Annotated in this window: 15 protein-coding genes; 10 read left to right on the forward strand and 5 right to left on the reverse strand. The window is 50.8% G+C overall.

The annotated features are described in order from the left end of the window. Positions 1-3 precede the first annotated feature (3 nt). From C3432_RS16115 to fucO, 4 genes are read left to right on the forward strand one after another with little or no spacing between them, the layout of a single operon-like run. On the forward strand, positions 4-999 hold the full coding sequence (locus tag C3432_RS16115; RefSeq protein WP_103777564.1) for an aldo/keto reductase: 996 nt from the start codon (positions 4-6) through the stop codon (positions 997-999). Between the two features lie 46 nt (positions 1,000-1,045). Then, positions 1,046-2,146, forward strand: a complete 1,101-nt coding sequence (locus C3432_RS16120) for a mandelate racemase/muconate lactonizing enzyme family protein (RefSeq protein WP_103777565.1) — start codon at positions 1,046-1,048, stop codon at positions 2,144-2,146. Between the two features lie 29 nt (positions 2,147-2,175). Continuing rightward, a complete protein-coding gene (locus tag C3432_RS16125) occupies positions 2,176-3,081 on the forward strand; it encodes a dihydrodipicolinate synthase family protein (protein WP_103777566.1) in 906 nt (301 codons plus the stop codon). A 12-nt stretch (positions 3,082-3,093) separates the two neighbouring features. Further along, the gene (gene fucO, locus C3432_RS16130) at positions 3,094-4,245 is read left to right on the forward strand and encodes a lactaldehyde reductase (RefSeq protein WP_103777567.1); all 1,152 of its coding nucleotides are present in this window, start codon (positions 3,094-3,096) and stop codon (positions 4,243-4,245) included. A gap of 53 nt (positions 4,246-4,298) precedes the next feature. On the opposite strand, the gene C3432_RS16135 is transcribed toward fucO, so the two are convergent. Both C3432_RS16135 and C3432_RS16140 read right to left on the reverse strand, forming a co-directional pair. Beyond that, a complete protein-coding gene (locus C3432_RS16135) occupies positions 4,299-4,910 on the reverse strand; it encodes a GntR family transcriptional regulator (RefSeq protein ID WP_103777568.1) in 612 nt (203 codons plus the stop codon). 249 nt (positions 4,911-5,159) lie between these two features. Further along, complete coding sequence (locus C3432_RS16140; RefSeq protein WP_103777569.1) at positions 5,160-5,927, reverse strand: siderophore-interacting protein; 768 nt, start codon at positions 5,925-5,927, stop codon at positions 5,160-5,162. A 241-nt stretch (positions 5,928-6,168) separates the two neighbouring features. Here C3432_RS16140 and C3432_RS16145 point away from each other — a divergent pair, with 241 nt between their 5' ends. Then, the gene (locus C3432_RS16145) at positions 6,169-6,768 is read left to right on the forward strand and encodes a PadR family transcriptional regulator (RefSeq protein WP_103777570.1); all 600 of its coding nucleotides are present in this window, start codon (positions 6,169-6,171) and stop codon (positions 6,766-6,768) included. Here the strand turns inward: C3432_RS16145 and C3432_RS16150 are convergent. Next, positions 6,765-8,330, reverse strand: a complete 1,566-nt coding sequence (locus C3432_RS16150; protein WP_103777571.1) for a methyl-accepting chemotaxis protein — start codon at positions 8,328-8,330, stop codon at positions 6,765-6,767. The two genes, C3432_RS16145 and C3432_RS16150, sit on opposite strands and share 4 nt — an antisense overlap. Before the next feature lie 311 nt (positions 8,331-8,641). Continuing rightward, positions 8,642-10,162: a methyl-accepting chemotaxis protein gene (locus C3432_RS16155; RefSeq protein ID WP_103777572.1), complete on the reverse strand. Its 1,521-nt coding sequence runs from the start codon at positions 10,160-10,162 to the stop codon at positions 8,642-8,644. 417 nt (positions 10,163-10,579) lie between these two features. On the opposite strand from C3432_RS16155, the gene ygjG reads away from it, so the two are divergent. Beyond that, positions 10,580-11,959: a putrescine aminotransferase gene (gene ygjG, locus C3432_RS16160; RefSeq protein ID WP_181012932.1), complete on the forward strand. Its 1,380-nt coding sequence runs from the start codon at positions 10,580-10,582 to the stop codon at positions 11,957-11,959. 76 nt (positions 11,960-12,035) lie between these two features. Here the strand turns inward: ygjG and C3432_RS16165 are convergent, their stop codons facing one another. After that, positions 12,036-12,368, reverse strand: a complete 333-nt coding sequence (locus C3432_RS16165; RefSeq protein ID WP_103777573.1) for a tRNA-binding protein — start codon at positions 12,366-12,368, stop codon at positions 12,036-12,038. Between the two features lie 223 nt (positions 12,369-12,591). Between C3432_RS16165 and ebgR the strand changes: the two genes are divergently transcribed. The 4 genes from ebgR to C3432_RS16185 all read left to right on the forward strand — a co-directional run bounded on the left by ebgR (position 12,592) and on the right by C3432_RS16185 (position 18,815). After that, a complete protein-coding gene (ebgR, locus tag C3432_RS16170; RefSeq protein ID WP_103777574.1) occupies positions 12,592-13,575 on the forward strand; it encodes a transcriptional regulator EbgR in 984 nt (327 codons plus the stop codon). A 202-nt stretch (positions 13,576-13,777) separates the two neighbouring features. Then, positions 13,778-16,870, forward strand: a complete 3,093-nt coding sequence (gene ebgA, locus C3432_RS16175) for a beta-galactosidase subunit alpha (RefSeq protein ID WP_103777575.1) — start codon at positions 13,778-13,780, stop codon at positions 16,868-16,870. Beyond that, complete coding sequence (locus C3432_RS16180; RefSeq protein WP_103777576.1) at positions 16,867-17,316, forward strand: beta-galactosidase subunit beta; 450 nt, start codon at positions 16,867-16,869, stop codon at positions 17,314-17,316. The genes ebgA and C3432_RS16180 overlap by 4 nt, the downstream gene beginning before the upstream one ends. A 65-nt stretch (positions 17,317-17,381) precedes the next feature. Beyond that, positions 17,382-18,815: an amino acid permease gene (locus tag C3432_RS16185; RefSeq protein WP_103777577.1), complete on the forward strand. Its 1,434-nt coding sequence runs from the start codon at positions 17,382-17,384 to the stop codon at positions 18,813-18,815. The last annotated feature ends 45 nt before the right edge of the window (positions 18,816-18,860 follow it).

Below are 18,860 nucleotides of genomic sequence, written 5' to 3' on the forward strand. Positions count from 1 at the left end.
TTTATGATTACCAATAATACGATTAAAAGCGTAGGGATTAGCGTACCCAGTTTAACGTTTGGGGCAGCCAGTCTGGCTAATTTATTTAAAACTCTGAGCAATAGTGAAGCGATGGCGATTGTTGATAAGGCCATTCAGGTTGGTTGGCGCTACTTCGACACGGCGCCTCATTATGGGAGTGGTTTATCAGAGCTGCGTTTAGGCCTGGGATTACGCGGTCTCGAGCGGAGTGAATATGTATTATCAACCAAGGTTGGTCGTTTACTGCAATCCAGAAAACAGCAGCCAGGGCTTGAGGCTGGGGAATTCTTTTTTGAGGAAAATCCATTTAATCGCCTCGCTGACTACTCTTACTCCGGCATTATGCGTTCTTATGAAGACTCTATTCAGCGTCTGGCAACCCGCTATATCGATATTCTGTATGTCCACGACCTCGGGACTTATACCTACGGTAATACGGAGACAGAACGTCAGCATTTCAAGACCTTCTGCGATTCTGGTCAGAAGGCGCTGGAGGAATTGAAGCGTAATGGCGATATCAGAGCCTGGGGGGTTGGTGCGAATGAAGAGGCCATTCTGATTGAGGTAATGGAAAACGCCGCGCCGGATATTTTTATGCTTGCGAACCGTTATAACCTGCTGGAAACCGATCGCCAGACATTTTTTGACAAGTGTGAGGAAAACAACGTGTCAGTGGCCGTTGCCGCACCGTTCGCGACCGGAATTCTGGTCGCAAAAGATAAAGCCGCTGCGCTGTATGAATACGGCTCTGCGCCTGCTGACGTTATCGAAAAAGTCAATGCCATTGATTCATTGTGTGCAAAACATGGCGTGCCAATTGGTGCCGCAGCGCTGCAATTTCCGTTAAGGAATAAGAATGTTGTGACCGTAACCTGTGGTGTTCAGTCTGTCGAACAGGCTCTCGATAATTACTCATGGGCCAACTGGAATATTCCGCAGGCGTTGTGGGACGACCTCGCCTCTGTCGGAATTAAATAACCGTAGTATGAACTCTCGCACAAAGATAAACAGACATTGAGGATGTATGAAAATAATTAAAGCCGAAATCTTTATGGTTGATTTAAAACCTAAAGTGAAACGTGTTGATGCCATTCAGTCATTTGTTTCCCAGGAGACGCCGATTATTCGTTTAACCACATCAAGTGGAGAGATCGGCGAAGGATATACCTACACAATCGGCACTGGCGGTTCCTCTGTGGTTGCGCTACTGCGGGATCATCTGCTGCCGAAGCTGATTGGTCAGGATGCAACCATGATTGAAGGGATCTGGGAATCGTTGCTGTTTTCGACCCATGCCACGTCGGTAGGAGCAATTACCTCTCTCGCATTGGCCGCTATTGATACCGCGTTATGGGATTTGAAGTGTAAGCGTATGAATTTGCCTCTTTATAAGGTGGCGGGTGGGGCGAAGTCGCGTATGAAGTTGTATACCACCGAGGGCGGTTGGCTGCACTTAAGTACACAGGAACTGGTTGATGATGCGCTGCTCGTTAAGGGACAAGGCTTTTGCGGCTCCAAAATCAAAATTGGGTCGGAAAGCCCGGTGCATGATGTTGAACGTTTGCAGGCGGTACGTGATGCGGTAGGCGATGAGTACGTCATCATGACCGACTGCAACCAGGCGTTCAAGTTCTCAGAAGCGAAGCAACGCGCCGCCCTGCTGGCACCGCTCAATATTTCATGGATTGAAGAACCGTTCCTTGCTCATGATGTTGACTCCCATGAAAAACTGTGTGAATCAACCACCATTCCGGTTGCGGTGGGGGAATCCATTTATTCTATACAGCACTTCAAAGAATACCTGCAAAATAATGCCGCAGATATTATACAAGTTGACGTTGCGCGCATTGGCGGAATTACCCCCTGGCTGAAAGTCGCGCATATGGCTGAATGCTTTAATAAGATCGTCTGCCCTCATTTCTTAATGGAACTACATATATCGTTATGCTGTGCTATCACCAACAGCCGTTGGCTGGAGTATATTCCACAGCTCGATAGCATTACCCTTAGCAAAGTAAATATCAGTGAAGGTTTTGCTTTCCCGCCAGAAGAACCGGGGTTAGGGATCCAGTGGGACTGGCAGAAAATCAATGCTGAAACCGTGCTTTATCACGTCATCGAATAACGCTGCTATTGTTTTATCTGGAGAATATTATGTCTGAAAAAAATGGCCCGTTTCATGGCGCATGGTGTCCTTCGATTACGCCCTTTAATGAACAAGGGAATATCGATTTACCGGCACTTCAGCAGCATTTTCAACGTCTGGAAGAGGCAGGGACTGATGTTATTTTGCTGATGGGGAGCATTGGGGAGTTCACGTCGTTAACGCTGGATGAACGGCTGCAATTAATCCGTGAAGCACGGAAAATGTCACCGCTTCCGATGGTGGTCAATATCTCCACCACTTGCATGACCGATATGCTACGTCTGGCGGAAGAAGCCTGGGATTGTGAATATCAGGCGGTAATGATTTTGCCGCATTACTATTTTCAGCAAACGCCGATTCAGCTGCTGTCATACTATCGCGAGCTGGGACAACGTCTGCGCGGTAAATGGTTCGCCTATAACTTCCCTGCGCGGACGGGATGCGATTTGGACGCGGCGCTGGTCGCACAACTCGCGGAGGAATTTCCCAATTTTGCCGGGGTTAAGGACACGGTGGATTGCCTGTCACATACCCGCGCGATTATTCAGGCCGTTAAGCCCGTCAGATGCGATTTCGCCGTCCTGTCCGGTTATGATGAATATCTTATTCCCAATCTGTTGGCCGGTGGCGCAGGCGTTATCTCTGGCTTGAATAATATCTGCCCGGAGCTGTTTGTACAGGCAATCAAATCCTGGGAAGGAAATGATGTGGTGCAGCTTAATCATATCCAGCGTGAGATTAGCCGCCTTTCCAGTATTTATACAATAGGTAATGATTTTGTTACTACCATAAAAACGACAGTGGCGCGTAAGTTTCAATATGCCGGGGAAAAATCGCGGAGCTTCGCGGGTGAATTAACAGAACATGAATGCCGGTCCATTGATATATTGTTTGATATCAAAGACGCATATTAAAAGGAGTGCGAAATGGCTCATCGGATGATTTTAAACGAAACCTCATATTTTGGTTCAGGCTCAATTAGCTGTATTGTTGATGAAGTAAAAAAACGGGGTTTCAGAAAGGCACTGGTAGTTACTGATGAGGATCTTATTCTTTTCAGGGTTGCGACTAAGGTCCTTGATATACTTGATAGCGCGGGGTTGCCCTACAGCGTATTTGATAAAGTTATCCCTAATCCTTGTATTGATGTGGTTCAGAAAGGCGTTGAGGCGTTCAAACAATCGGGCGCTGATTATTTGATAGCAATTGGCGGCGGCTCGCCACAGGATACCTGTAAGGCGGTGGGGATTATCATTAATAATCCAGAATTTGCAGATGTTCGCAGCCTGGAAGGAGGCGCCGATACTAAAAATGCGGCTGTTCCGATGATCGCCATCCCAACTACCGCGGGTACGGCAGCGGAAGTGACCATCAACTACGTGATTACCGATGTTCAGAACCGACGTAAGTTCGTTTGCTATGATCCACACGCTATCCCGGTGGTGGCAATTATCGATGCGGAAATGATGGCCAGTATGCCGGCCAGCCTGAAGGCGGCAACCGGTGTGGATGCGCTGACCCATGCCATTGAAGGATACCTTACTAAGGGGGCATGGGAGTTAACGGATACGTTGCACCTGAAGGCTATTGAGGTGATTGGCCGCTCGCTACGCGCTTCAGTACAGGGGGATGCGCAGGGCGTTGAAGACATGGCGCTGGGGCAATATATTGCCGGGATGGGCTTCTCTAACGTGGGGCTGGGCCTGGTTCACGGCATGGCGCATCCGCTGGGAGCGTTCTACGGTACGCCGCATGGCGTCGCCAACGCGGTGCTGTTGCCGCATATCATGGCTTACAACGCCGGTTCCACGGGCGATAAGTATCGCGATATCGCTGTTGCTCTGGGCAATCTGCACGCCGCAACACTGCCGATTGCTGAAGCACGTCAGGCGGCGATTGAGGCGGTATCCCAGCTTAACCGGGATGTTAATATTCCCACCAGGCTGCGTGATTTGGGGATGAAAGAAGAAGATATTGACGCTCTGGCCGCCGCCGCAATGGCAGATATTTGCACCAGTGGTAACCCACGTGATACCAATGTGGAAGAGATTAAAGCCCTTTACCGCCAGATTTATTAATTTTTAATCGAACCGTCGACCGGTAGCAATACCGGTCACACTACGTTTGATGATTATTGAAAACTGGAAAATAAGCGGTTATAAGAATTTTTGACGTGCTGAGCAATAGCCTCACGTGTCTGTTCAATGTCGCGGGCGATAATTCCGTCGCAAATTTTCAGATGCTCTTCTGAAGAGTCAATAATAGAGTCGCTCTTCATCTTATCCGAACGTAACATACGCAATCTATCGTAAATAAATGATAGCGTTTTAGTGACAATCGCATTGTGGCAGTCTGAAAGCAGCTGTTCATGCAATTCGTTATCAGCCTCAAGCAATAATGATGTATTTTGTTGCTCAAATCCCGCTTCGATTTTATTTTTAATTGCCTGATAACATTGCGGAACCTGATTATCCCATGACAAATTTAGCACCATGATTTCAATATCTTTTCTGATCTGGAAAATATCGCGGATTTCACTGAATGTAATGGGCTTTATGGTCTTGGTTTTATTTTTGGAAGGTTCGATCCAGCCTTCGGTCATCAGGCGAAAAAGAGCCTCCCGCAGCGGAGTACGGCTGACGTTGAGCTCCAGACACAGTTCATTTTCAGAAATAGCCCCTTTCAACTCATTGGCGATGATTTTGGCTTTTAACTGCTGATACGTTTTTTCGCTGATGTTCATAGGCTGGGTTCAATGACGGTAATACTGCATGTTTAGTTATCTACAAATTAGCCGCTTGCTGCTATGAAATCAATGGGTAAGCCAGTCTGGCTGTTATAAGTGCGGCATCAGGCTGGCAATCATTTCAAACGGACGCTGTCCGCCAGCATAAACACAGAAGCAGAATAAGATGAGGTATCGGTGGCCTAACGTTGGTCATGCTCACATTTTTGATCGTCACACTTCTGCTTCTGATCCTGAACGAACAGACTATTTGTTATGCCAGTATGCCGCCGCGCGAACACGTTGCTGATCAAACGGTTCCTGCTCAAAGCGGCTGCTGAGGTGCTTAACCACCTTCCCTTCACCGGTAATCCAGATGAAGTAATCTTCCGTCGGGACGTGAAGTTGCGCCAGGCGTGCCGCTATCGCCTGCTCATCATGTGCCAGCCATTCGATAGTGAAACCATCAAGGTGAGCAAGATAATCCCGATAAGCCGGATCCTGTACGCTCACCAGCGCTGTCACCTGCGGCTTCACCGCTAACCGGCTGAGCGCTTCCAGCCGTCGACGCAGAGCGGGCATACCCGATTCGTCGCACACATAAACCTGATATGCGTAGTCCTCAGGGACAACCAGCGAGCCGCGCGGTCCGGCAATGGTAAGCGTATCGCCCTGACGTGCGTTCATTGCCCAGGCGCACGCGACGCCGCCATCATGGATAAAGAAATCCAGTGCCAGTTCATGCCGGGCTTCATCGTACAGCGGCGTGTAGTCCCGGGATGCAGGGCGCACACCTTCGGCCCAGACGATCCCTTCATCCGTGACCGTCGGCGGCTGGAAATGGCTGCCCGGCTCCGGAAAAAAGACTTTGGTGTGATCGTCAAAACCGCGTGAGACAAAGCCTTCCAGCGCTTCGCCGCCGAGCACAATGCGCTGAAAACCCGCGCTGATACGCTCAACGCGCAGCACGGTCAGTTCGCGAAAACGCAGCTCATTACGAACGCGCTGTGGGTAGCGCGAGTGTTTATTTGTCATTTTTTTCGCCTTCGTGATGATAATACGATATATCTAAAATATTCATTCAAATGATAATGATTGCTAATCAGCAAGATTGCAAGCACTTTTTTGATATAGACACCTTTGGTTTTCAATACCTGCGAGCAAACAATTTCACAATTAAAATCAAAAGATTATAAAAAAAACCCAAACCGTTATTGCAATACTTTTCTTTTACGATATAAATTAGATATATCTAAAACAGATGAGAACACGAACGATGAGACATCAATATGAAGGCTGCTGTCACGGTGAAAACCATCAGCATGAGGGATGCAGCAGGGAAGAAAGGGAACACCGCCATCACGGGCATGAGCAGGGTTGTGAACATCGACAGGGTAAAGGCGGCGGACGCCGCCAGCGCTTTTTCGGCCACGGCGAGTTACGTCTGGTGATCCTCGACATCCTCTCACGCGATGCCAGCCACGGTTACGAGCTAATCAAAGCGATTGAAACGCTGACTCAAGGCAACTACACCCCAAGTCCCGGCGTTATCTACCCGACGCTCGATTTCCTGCAGGATCAGGCGTTCATCAGCATCAGCGATGAAGAAGGGGGCCGTAAGCAGATCACCATTACGGAGCAAGGACAGCGGTGGCTGGAGGAAAACCATGAACATCTGGCACACATTCAGGAACGCGTGAAAGCACGCAGCGTAGGGTTTGAATTACGCAAAAACCCACAGATGAAGCGTGCGCTGGATAACTTTAAAGCCGTGCTGGATCTACGCGTGAATCATGGTGATACCAGCGACGCGCAGATCAAAAAAATTATCGGGATTATCGATCGCGCAGCGCTGGATATTACCCAACTGGATTAAGCAGGCCGTGCGTCGTCCTCACGTATGCGGAACACGTTAACCATCTCTTTTAAGTGCAACGCCTGCTCGTTCAGCGAAGCCGCTGCCGCAACAGACTCTTCCACCAGGCTGGAGTTTTGTTGCGTGGTAGCGTCAATCAGGCTAATCGCGCTGTTAATCTGCGAAATACCATCAGTCTGCTCGCGGCTGGCCTGGCCAATTTCCCGCAGTATCACGTCCATCTCCTCAACATTTTGCACCATGCCGTTGATCAACACGTTGGCCTTCTCTACCAGATCCATTCCCTCCTGAGTCTGGCTGCCGGAGTCTTCAATCAGGTTGCGGATCTCGCTGGCGGAAGAGGCGCTTTTTTGCGCCAGTTGACGAACTTCTCCGGCCACCACCGCAAATCCCCGACCATGCTCCCCGGCGCGGGCAGCTTCGACAGCCGCGTTGAGCGCCAGGATATTGGTCTGGAAGGCAATAGAATCGATCAGATTGATGATGTCTGACATCCGGTTGGCCGTTTCATTAATCACGCGCATTTTCTGCGTGACCTGGTTCATCATCTCACCATTGTTTTTCACCACTGTCGCCGCCCCGGCTGAAAGCTTTGTCGCTTCGCTGGTATGTTCCGCGGTGTTTTTTACCGTTGCGGTAATCTGTTCCATAGAGGCCGCAGTCTGCTCGACAGAGCTGGCCTGCTCTTCCGTACGCGCCGCCAGATCCTCGTTCCCGGCGACAATCTGTGCCGCCGCACTGGAAATATTCTCAGAGCCGTGTTGTACTTCCTGCACAATCTCCCGCAGACGAATATTCATTGTCATTAGCGCCTGCAACAGCACACCGGTTTCATCTTTTTGCGTCGTGCTGACGCTGCGGGTCAAATCCCCCTGGGCAATCGCCCCGGCAAACTGAACAGCCTCATTGAGCGGACGGGTTATGGAACGGACGATATAGCAGCCCATCACGCAGCCGACGACAATGCTAATCAGCGCCAGAATAATCAATAACGCCCGGTTAGTTTTAAAATCACGTTCAACCTGCGCGCCATCATTGACCATCTGCGCATCTTCAAGAGTGATCAGCTCCTGTACCTTCGCTTTATACGCCTGCTGGATCGCCATCGTGGTGGTCATCATCTCCTGCATCGCGGCCTGGCGGTCGTAGTTTTGTAGCGCCTGCAGAATACGGAACCGCGAGGCGAGGTACTGCTCGCGTACGTCGCGGATCCCGGCAATAATTGCTTGCGATTCAGCGTTGAGTGCCATATTGCTGAGGTCATCGAGAAGCAGCGTGATCTGCTGGCTCATCGCCTCCATCCTCTTCTCCGCCCCCTGGCTCCACTTCCCTTCCTCATCCATTAGCACCAGCTGCTGGGTATTGACAAAATCCTGGAAATTGTCGATTAGCCTGTTGGCTTTTACCGTAATGGGATAGTCGTTATTAATGATATTCTGCATACCACTATTAGCCCGATCCAGGCTAAACAGGGACAGGCCCGAACTCACCATCATCAGTACAATTAACAAGCCAAATGCGACAAATAATTTCGAGCGAATCTTAACGTTACGCAAAAACATATTCCCCTCCTGGAGATTTTTTTCTAAGACAAATAGCGTTATCGGTAAGGAATCTCCTAACTTTATGATATTGATCGCTTTTTAATTAATCGCGCTATTATGAAATAGCTTTCGACGATGAATGAAGCCAGACTTATCGTTATATAAGTGATTTCTGAAGATTTAAATAAACGAAAGATAAGAGAAGATAAATTAATAACAAAAAATAATGAATTAATATGAAGACATTAATATTTAATATATAATTAACATTAACGTTACAATAACGCTTACCGGAGAGGGTAAGCGTTTGAAGGGAAAATACCGGGAAATTAATGCAGTACCGTAACCGCATCCTCCAGACGCGACGCACGGTGTTTCACCATCGCTGAGACCTGCGCACTCTCCTCCACCAGCTCGGCATTTTTCTGCGTGATATGGTTTAACGCATCAACGGCGCGGGTCAGGCTGGAAAGTCCCTCCGCCTGCTCCTGGGATGAGTGGCTGATTTGAGCAATAAGCTGCGTTACGTTTTGCACCTGGGTCACAATATCATCCATCGTACGCCCGGCGGCATGTACCTGGAGTGAACCAGACTGGACTTTATCTGCGCTGGCATCAATTAACTTACGGATATCATTGGCGGCGCTGGCACTACGGCTGGCAAGGTGGCGCACTTCACCAGCCACTACGGCAAAGCCCTTACCCTGCTCGCCCGCCCTTGCAGCTTCAACCGCTGCGTTCAATGCCAGGATATTGGTCTGAAAAGCGATATCATTGATAAGCGTAGTGATAGTACCAATCCGCTGGGTGCTGTTGGCGATATCATCCATCGTCTTAATTACCGTGTTCATCGCCTCTCCCCCCTGCGTCGCCGCACTGCTGGCCGCGATGGAGAGCTTATCAGCCGCAGAGGCCGTCTCGGAGTTCTGTTTCACCGATGCCGCCATCTGATTCATCGTGGTTACCGTTTGCTGCACGTTATCGACCGTCTGACGGGTATGCCTGTTCAGGTCATCATTGCCTTTCGCCAGCGTGTCACTGCCGTTTCTGACGCTCGAGACCTGACTTGAAACATCATTAATTAACCAGCGGCACATCAAACCAAGCTGGCCTACCGCACGTAGCGTCAATCCCAGTTCGTCGCTGCGGTTCATATGTATCACGCTATTACGCTCGCCCGTCGCCACTTTCAGCGCCTGTTTCGCCACATTCTCGACCGGGCGGACAACCTGCCATTCAAAGCAGACGGTTGTCAGCAGCATCACCAGGGCCGCCGTCATCTGGGCAATCAGAGAAGCGCCAGATGCCTGCAAAGCCGCCGCCAGAATAAAAAACATCAATAACATCAGGCAGCGCACGCGCCAGCGTAGCGGCATTGCCGGCAGTTTCCCCAACCAGCTCTTGCGCACCACCAGTCCCTTGTGAACCCGCCGGTTACAGCGGCCTTCATTCAGGGCTTTGTATAAAGGCTCCACTGCCGCAATCTCTTCGTCCGTGGCGCGAATCCGAATCGACATATAGCCTGTGACCTTTCCTTTGCGAATCATCGGTACCGCATTCGCCCGTACCCAGTAATGGTCGCCATTCTTACGCCGATTTTTAACGATTCCGGTCCAGGGCTCTCCTTGTTGCAGGGTGTACCACATATCAGCAAATGCCGCTTTGGGCATATCAGGATGGCGTACCAGGTTATGCGGCTGCGCCAGCAGTTCGCTGAGCTGATAGCCGCTCACCTGAACGAAAGTGTCGTTAGCATGAGTGATGTAACTTTGCAGATCAGTAGTAGACATGAGGGTCGTATCGTCATCCAGTGGGGTATTGTGCTGGGTAACGTAGAGATGAGAAGACATAATAGCGTCCTGTGCAGAGTATTTTGTTGTTAACTTCTTGTCATATGTTATGTCGGCGCTAAAAAATTTATCTTTAGTTGTTAAATTTGATTTAGATCGTAATTTGCGATAAGCCTCACAATTTGTATGCTTTTTAATTGATTGATTTCACATAATTTCGTCAGTCGCATTCCCCCTTCTTTCTGTTTACCGCCCCAATAGTGCACAAAATTTGCACCATAACGACGCATTTTTCGGGTGAGAATTACCGTCAGAACTGTGCAAAATAACACCAAATGTTATGAATTAAGATTAAATATTGCGCAAATGCAGTTACCCCTGGTGTTTATCCCGATTTTCACTCGCTGCGCTGGAATGGCGCAATCCCTGCAATACTTAACTCAGTATCATGTGATACTTAAGCCCCAGGAGCACATTTTGAACAGGTTACCTTCCAGCGCATCGGCTTTGGCCTGTAGCGCACACGCCCTGAATCTCATCGAAAAGCGCACGCTTGATCATGAGGAAATGAAAGCACTGAACCGAGAGGTGATTGACTACTTCAAGGAGCACGTAAATCCGGGTTTTCTGGAGTACCGAAAATCTGTAACTGCTGGCGGGGATTACGGAGCCGTAGAGTGGCAGGCGGGAGGTTTAAATACGCTTGTCGACACCCAGGGACAGGAATTTGTCGATTGCCTGGGGGGTTTTGGAATTTTCAATGTGGGGCACCGTAATCCAGTCGTTGTATCCGCCGTACAGAATCAGCTCGCCAAACAACCTCTGCACAGCCAGGAGCTGCTTGACCCGCTACGGGCCATGCTGGCGAAAACTCTCGCAGCGCTTACCCCCGGCAAACTGAAATACAGCTTCTTTTGCAACAGCGGTACCGAATCGGTCGAAGCAGCGTTAAAGCTGGCGAAGGCGTACCAGTCGCCCCGTGGCAAGTTCACTTTTATCGCCACCAGCGGCGCGTTTCACGGTAAATCGCTGGGGGCACTTTCCGCGACCGCGAAATCAACGTTCCGTAAGCCGTTTATGCCGCTGCTGCCGGGCTTCCGCCATGTTCCTTTCGGCAATATTGAGGCCATGCGCAGCGCGCTCAGCGAGTGTAAGAAAACCGGTGACGATGTGGCAGCCGTCATTCTGGAACCTGTCCAGGGCGAAGGTGGCGTGATCCTCCCGCCGCAGGGGTATCTGACTGCCGTGCGTAAACTTTGCGATGAGTTTGGCGCGCTGATGATCCTGGATGAAGTGCAGACCGGGATGGGACGTACCGGCAAGATGTTCGCCTGCGAGCATGAGAATGTGCAACCCGATATTCTCTGTCTGGCAAAAGCGCTGGGCGGCGGCGTAATGCCCATCGGCGCGACGATCGCCACTGAAGAGGTGTTCTCAGTATTGTTTGATAACCCGTTCCTTCACACCACGACCTTTGGCGGCAATCCGCTGGCCTGTGCGGCGGCGCTGGCTACCATCAACGTCCTGCTGGAGCAAAACTTACCCGCGCAGGCGGAGCAGAAAGGCGACATGCTGCTGGACGGCTTCCGTCAGTTGGCCAGAGAGTACCCGGATCTGGTACAGGATGCGCGTGGGAAAGGGATGCTGATGGCAATTGAGTTTGTTGATAATGAAATCGGCTACAGCTTTGCAAGCGAGATGTTTCGTCAGCGGGTTCTGGTTGCCGGTACGCTCAACAACTCGAAAACCATTCGGATCGAACCGCCGCTAACGCTGACCGTAGAGCAGTGTGAACAGGTGTTGAAAGCGGCCCGTAAAGCGCTGCTGGCCCTGCGGGTGAGTGTCGAAGAAGCGTGACAAGCATGTCGGGTGGCGCTTCGCCTATCCGGCCTACAGGGATCCTGACGGTAGGCCGGATATCACGCGTCAGCGCTCACACCACCCGTACGCCCGCAGGCATCACGCGTTCCGGCGTCAACAAAACGCTTTCACTGCCGTCATCCGTCTCCGCACACAGCAACATACACTCTGAGGTTTCACCACGCATTTTTGCTTTTTGCAGATTACACAGCACCACTACCGTTTTTCCCATCAGCTCATCCTCACGATAGTAAGGCACCAGGCTGGTCACGGTTTGCAGCGTCTGCTCGCCGACGTTAACCTGCACAATGTACAGCTTGTCGGCATTCTCATGGCGCTCAACCTTAACGATCTTTCCTACGCGTATTTCCAGTCGCGCAAAATCTGCAAATGCCACCTTTTCCATACTTTCCCTCCGGTAAATTTTACTAAATAATAGCAAAAGTTTTTTCTTCCGCCGTTCTTAAAAAAGGGAAAATGATGCGTTCATCACACTATAAAGCGGAAGTTTTACCCTGAGTGAGTCAAATAAAGGCGCTTTATTTACTGAAAACAGATGCATACACAGGTGCTTCCTTTACAATGAGAAAGCCCTCCGGGAGAACAGTGGAATAGTCGAAAAGGTAATCATGGCAACACTTAAAGATATCGCAATTGAAGCTGGCGTATCCCTGGCGACGGTGTCCCGGGTTTTAAACGACGATCCCACACTGAACGTCAAAGAAGAGACCAAGCACCGCATTCTGGAGATCGCAGAAAAGCTGGAATACAAAACCAGCAGCGCCCGGAAAAGCCAGAACGTCACCGTCAGTCTGCAACATATTCTGGCTGTCTACAGCTATCAGCAGGAGCTGGAAATTAACGATCCCTACTATCTGGCCATTCGCCACGGGATTGAAACACAATGTGAGAAGCTGGGCATTGAGCTGACTAACTGCTACGAACATAGCGGATTGCCGGATATAAAAAACATCACCGGTATTTTAATTGTCGGCAAACCCGCCCCCGCACTGCGCGATGCGGCCGCCGCATTGACGGACAATATCTGTTTTATCGACTTTCACGAACCCGGTAGCCAGTATGATGCGGTTGATATCGACCTGGCACGCATCAGCAAAGAGATCGTCGACTTCTATATTGCGCAGGGCGTCACCCGTATTGGTTTTATCGGCGGGGAGGACAATCCGGGTAAAGCTGACATTCGCGAAGCCGCGTTTGTGGAATATGGACGCCTGAAGCAGGTTGTGAGTGAAGAAGACATCTGGCGCGGCGGCTTCTCCAGTTCATCTGGCTATGAGCAGGCACTGAAGATGCTGGCAAAAACAGACTACCCGCGAGCGTTATTTGTCGCGTCCGACTCCATTGCCATCGGCGTACTGCGCGCCATTCATGAACATGGTCTGGAGATCCCACAGGACATTTCGCTGATTAGCGTGAATGACATTCCGACGGCAAAATTCACCTTCCCACCGCTTTCCACGGTGCGTATCCATTCCGAAATGATGGGCAGTCAGGGTGTGAACCTGCTGTATGAGAAGGCTCGCGACGGGCGAGCACTGCCTCTGCTGGTCTTCGTGCCCAGCAAGCTGAAACTACGCGGTACCACCCGCTGACGCGTTTTCCCGCCCGGTTTTCCTGCGACCGGGCGCACATTTCAGTTTGTCCCTCCTCCTGTTACCTCTCATTTTCGTGATCGAGTTAAAGTAAATCATTTTTACTGCTATATTTTAGTAAAAGTTTTACTAAAATCGTTTCCAGTGACTCTTACTTACCATCACCTTGAATGGTTCCGATTTCTCTCCACCGGGAGGCCTTATGAATCGCTGGGAAAACATTCAGCTCACCCACGAAAACCGACTGGCGCCACGCGCCTACTTTTTTTCCTATGATTCGGTTGCACAGGCTCGTACCTTTGCCCGTGAAACCAGCCGCTATTTTCTCTCTCTGAGCGGCCAATGGAACTTCCGCTTTTTTGACCACCCGCTACAGGTTCCGGAAGGGTTCACCTGCGAATATATGCACGACTGGGGAACGATCGCCGTTCCCGGAATGTGGCAAATGGAAGGCCACGGCAAGCTGCAATATACCGACGAAGGTTTTCCGTTCCCGATTGATGTGCCTTATGTTCCCAGCGACAACCCAACCGGCGCCTATCAGCGCATCTTCACGTTAAGCGAAGGCTGGCAAGGCAAACAAACGCTGATTAAATTCGACGGTGTCGAAACGTATTTCGAAGTTTATGTTAACGGTCACTACGTAGGATGCAGCAAAGGCAGCCGCCTGGCGGCTGAATTCGATATCAGCGCGGTAGCCAAAACGGGTGACAACCTGCTGTGCGTACGCGTGATGCAGTGGGCGGATTCCACCTATATTGAAGATCAGGATATGTGGTGGTCGGCGGGGATCTTCCGCGACGTCTATCTGGTCGGCAGACATTCCACCCATATTCAGGATTTTACCGTCCGCACCGATTTCGATGATGATTACCGCGATGCCACTCTATCCTGCCAGCTTACCCTGGAAAATCTGGCTGACGTACCCGCGCTGACCTCGCTGGAGTACACGTTATTCGACGGTGAAAACCTTATCCACACGGGCGCCCTCAACGCGCTGAACGTCAGCCATCTCACCGTGGCTGACTTTGCTTTCCCGGTTAGCGCACCGCAGCAATGGTCGGCGGAATCTCCATATCTGTATCATCTGGTCTTCACCCTGAAAGACGCCGACGGCAAGATCCTTGATATCGTGCCCCAGCGCGTAGGTTTTCGCGATATTAAGGTTCGCGACGGGCTGTTCTACATTAATAACCACTACGTGATGCTACACGGCGTCAACCGCCACGATAACGATCATCTCAAAGGTCGTGCTGTAGGCATGGATCGCGTCGAGAAAGATCTCCAGTTGATGAAGCAGCACAATATCAACTCGGTACGTACCGCGCACTATCCTAACGATCCGCGCTTCTACGAGCTGTGCGATATCTACGGCCTGTTTGTGATGGCCGAAACCGACGTGGAATCGCACGGTTTCGCCAACGTGGGCGACATCAGCCGTATCACCGACGATCCGGCCTGGGAGCAGGTTTACGTAGAGCGCATCGTGCGCCACATCCACGCACAGAAAAACCATCCGTCGATCATCATCTGGTCGCTCGGCAACGAATCCGGATACGGCTGTAACATCCGCGCGATGTATCACGCCGCCAAAGCGCTGGATGAGACGCGCCTGATTCACTACGAAGAAGACCGCGATGCTGAAGTGGTGGATATCATCTCCACCATGTACACCCGGGTACCGCTGATGAACGAATTTGGTGAGTATCCGCACGCGAAGCCGCGCATTATCTGCGAGTACGCTCATGCGATGGGGAATGGCCCCGGTGGACTGACGGAATATCAGAACGTCTTTTATCAGCATGACTGCATTCAGGGACACTACGTCTGGGAATGGTGCGACCACGGCATTCAGGCAAAAGATGATGATGGCAACGTCTGGTACAAATATGGCGGCGACTACGGCGACTACCCGAATAACTACAACTTCTGCCTGGATGGCTTAATTTACGCCGATCAGACTCCGGGACCGGGCCTGAAGGAGTACAAGCAGGTGATTGCCCCGGTCAAGGTGTATGCCCATGATCTGCAACGCGGCGAACTGCGGGTGGAAAACAAGCTGTGGTTTACGACTCTGGATGACTATACCCTGCACATTGACGTCCGCGCCGAAGGGGAAACGCTCTCCACGCAGCAGATTAAACTGCGCGACGTCGCACCAGACAGCGATACTTTGCTGCACTGCGACCTGCCGGAGCTGGATGCCCGCGAGGCGTTTCTCAACATTACCGTGACCAAAGATTCCCGCACGCGCTACAGCGAGGCGGGACACTCTGTCGCCACCTGGCAGTTCTCGTTAAAGAGCAGAACATCGCAGCCGGTTCCTTACCATCACCCCAATGCGCGCCCTCTGATCCTGGAGGAGGACCGTCTCAGCTGTACCGTGCGTGGCTACAACTTCCACCTGAGCTTCTCAAAACTGAACGGTAAACCTGGCGTCTGGCAGGTAGATGGCGAAGCGCTGCTGACACGCACGCCGAAGATTAACTTCTTCAAGCCGATGATTGATAACCACAAACAGGAGTTTGAAGGGTTATGGCAGCCGAATCATCTGCACATCATGCAGGAGCATCTGCGGGAGTTTACCGTTGAGCAGACGGCAGATGCGGTACTGATCACCAGCCGAACGGTGATTGCCCCGCCGGTGTTTGACTTCGGGATGCGCTGTACCTACCGGTGGCGTATCGCCGCAGATGGCCAGGTAAACGTTGAGCTTTCCGGCGAACGCTATGGCGAATATCCGCACATTATTCCGTGCATCGGCTTCACTATGGGTATTAACGGCGCATTCGACCAGGTGGCGTATTACGGACGCGGGCCGGGTGAAAACTATGCCGACAGCCAGCAGGCCAATATTATTGATGTCTGGCAAAGCCGCGTGGATGACATGTTCGAGAACTATCCGTTCCCGCAAAATAACGGTAATCGTCAGCACGTGCGTTGGGCTGCGCTGACCAATCGCCACGGCAACGGCCTGTTAGTGGTTCCACAGCAGCCGATCAACCTGAGTGCCTGGCATTACACGCCGGAGACTATCCATGCCGCCCAGCACTGTCATGAGCTACAGCGCAGCGATGATATCACCCTGAACCTGGACCACCAGCTACTCGGTTTAGGTTCCAACTCCTGGGGAAGCGAGGTTCTCGACTCATGGCGAGTCTGGCTACGCGCATTCAATTACGGATTTACGCTACTGCCGGTTTCTGGCGGAGAGAGCACCGCTCAGGCCATCGCCAGCCACGCCTTCGGCGCGGATTTCTTTTCCACGAATTTGCACAGCGAGAATGAAAAATGAGAATCCTCGATAACTTAGCGCAGTTCCAACAAATTTACGCATCCGGGAAGAAGTGGCAGCGCTGCGTTGAAGCGATTGAAAATATCGACAATATTCAGCCGGGTGTCGCTCACTCAGTCGGTGATTCACTCAGCTATCGTGTTGAAATCGACTCCGCCACCGATGCGCTGTTTACCGGTCATCGTCGTTATTTTGAGATCCATTACTACCTGCAAGGACAGCAAAAAATTGAATTCGCCGCCAAGAACGCGCTACAGGTGGTTGAATATTATCGTGATGAAACCGATCGTGAATATTTGAAGGGCTGCGGAAAAACCGTTGAAGTCCACGAAGGCCAGATGGTGATTTGTGAAAACCACGAGGCTTACCGTTTTATTTGCCATAACGCTGTAAAAAAAGTCGTCCTCAAAGTGACCATCGAAGACGGTTATTTTCATAATAAATAAAAACACAGGTGGCGCCAGTGATGCGCCGCCAGTACCCTATAATAATCAGGAATCGGAGATGTGCTATGTCTGATACCAAGCGTAATACCATCGGCAAGTTCGGCTTACTGTCTCTCACCTTTGCCGCTGTTTATAGTTTTAATAACGTTATCAATAATAATATTGAGCTTGGGCTGGCATCGGCACCGATGTTTTTCCTCGCCACTATTTTTTACTTTATTCCCTTCTGCTTAATTATCGCTGAATTTGTATCGCTGAATAAAAACTCCGAAGCAGGCGTTTACGCATGGGTGAAAAGCTCCCTCGGCGGGCGCTGGGCGTTTATTACCGCTTACACCTACTGGTTTGTTAACCTGTTCTTTTTCACCTCATTACTACCACGCGTTATTGCCTACGCCTCTTACGCCTTCCTGGGGTACGAATACATTCTGACGCCCATCGCCACAACGATACTGAGTATGGTCCTGTTCGCTTTCTCCACCTGGGTTTCCACCAACGGCGCGAAAATGCTGGGGCCAATCACCTCAGTCACCTCCACGCTAATGCTGCTGCTGACTCTCTCCTATATTTTACTCGCCGGGACAGCGCTGGTTGGCGGCGTGCAGCCTGCGGATCCGATCACTGTTGATGCAATGATTCCGAACTTCAACTGGGCATTCCTCGGCATTACCACCTGGATCTTTATGGCGGCAGGCGGCGCAGAATCCGTTGCGGTTTACGTTAACGACGTCAAGGGCGGGTCAAAATCGTTCGTGAAGGTCATTATCATTGCCGGGATTTTTATCGGCGTGCTCTATTCCATCTCGTCTGTGCTGATCAACGTCTTTGTCAGCAGTACAGAGCTGAAGTTTACCGGTGGCTCGGTGCAGGTATTCCACGGCCTGGCGGCATTCTTTGGCCTGCCGGAACTGATCGTTAACCGCTTTGTCGGCCTGGTTTCCTTTACCGCGATGTTCGGCTCTCTGCTGATGTGGACCGCAACGCCGGTGAAAATTTTCTTCTCTGAAATTCCTGCCGGTATTTTCGGGAAGAAAACCGTTGAGCTGAATGAAAACGGCGTCCCGGCGCGTGCGGCCTGGATCCAGTTCCTGATCGTCATTCCATTGATGATTATCCCCATGCTGGGATCCAATACCGTGCAGGAGCTGATGAACACTATCATCAACATGACCGCCGCCGCATCGATGCTGCCGCCGCTGTTTATTATGCTGGCTTACCTGAATCTGCGCGCAAAACTGGACCACTTACCGCGCGACTTCCGCATGGGTTCGCAAAGGACCGGTATTATTATCGTTTCAATGTTAATCGCCATCTTCACCGTCGGCTTTATCGCCTCAACCTTCCCAACCGGAGGCAATATTCTGACGATTATTTTCTATAACGTGGGCGGGATTGTTATTTTCCTCGGTTTTGCCTGGTGGAAATACAGCAGATACATTAAAAGTTTAACCAAAGAAGAAAAGGATATTGAAGCATCCCCAGCTACAAATATTAATTAAAATATTGATAACGATAAAAGGCTGTCTGTTTTCTTGCGCGCCTGA

Origin of the sequence: Citrobacter amalonaticus, from assembly GCF_002918555.1 — a bacterium.
GTDB lineage: Bacteria > Pseudomonadota > Gammaproteobacteria > Enterobacterales > Enterobacteriaceae > Citrobacter_C > Citrobacter_C amalonaticus_A.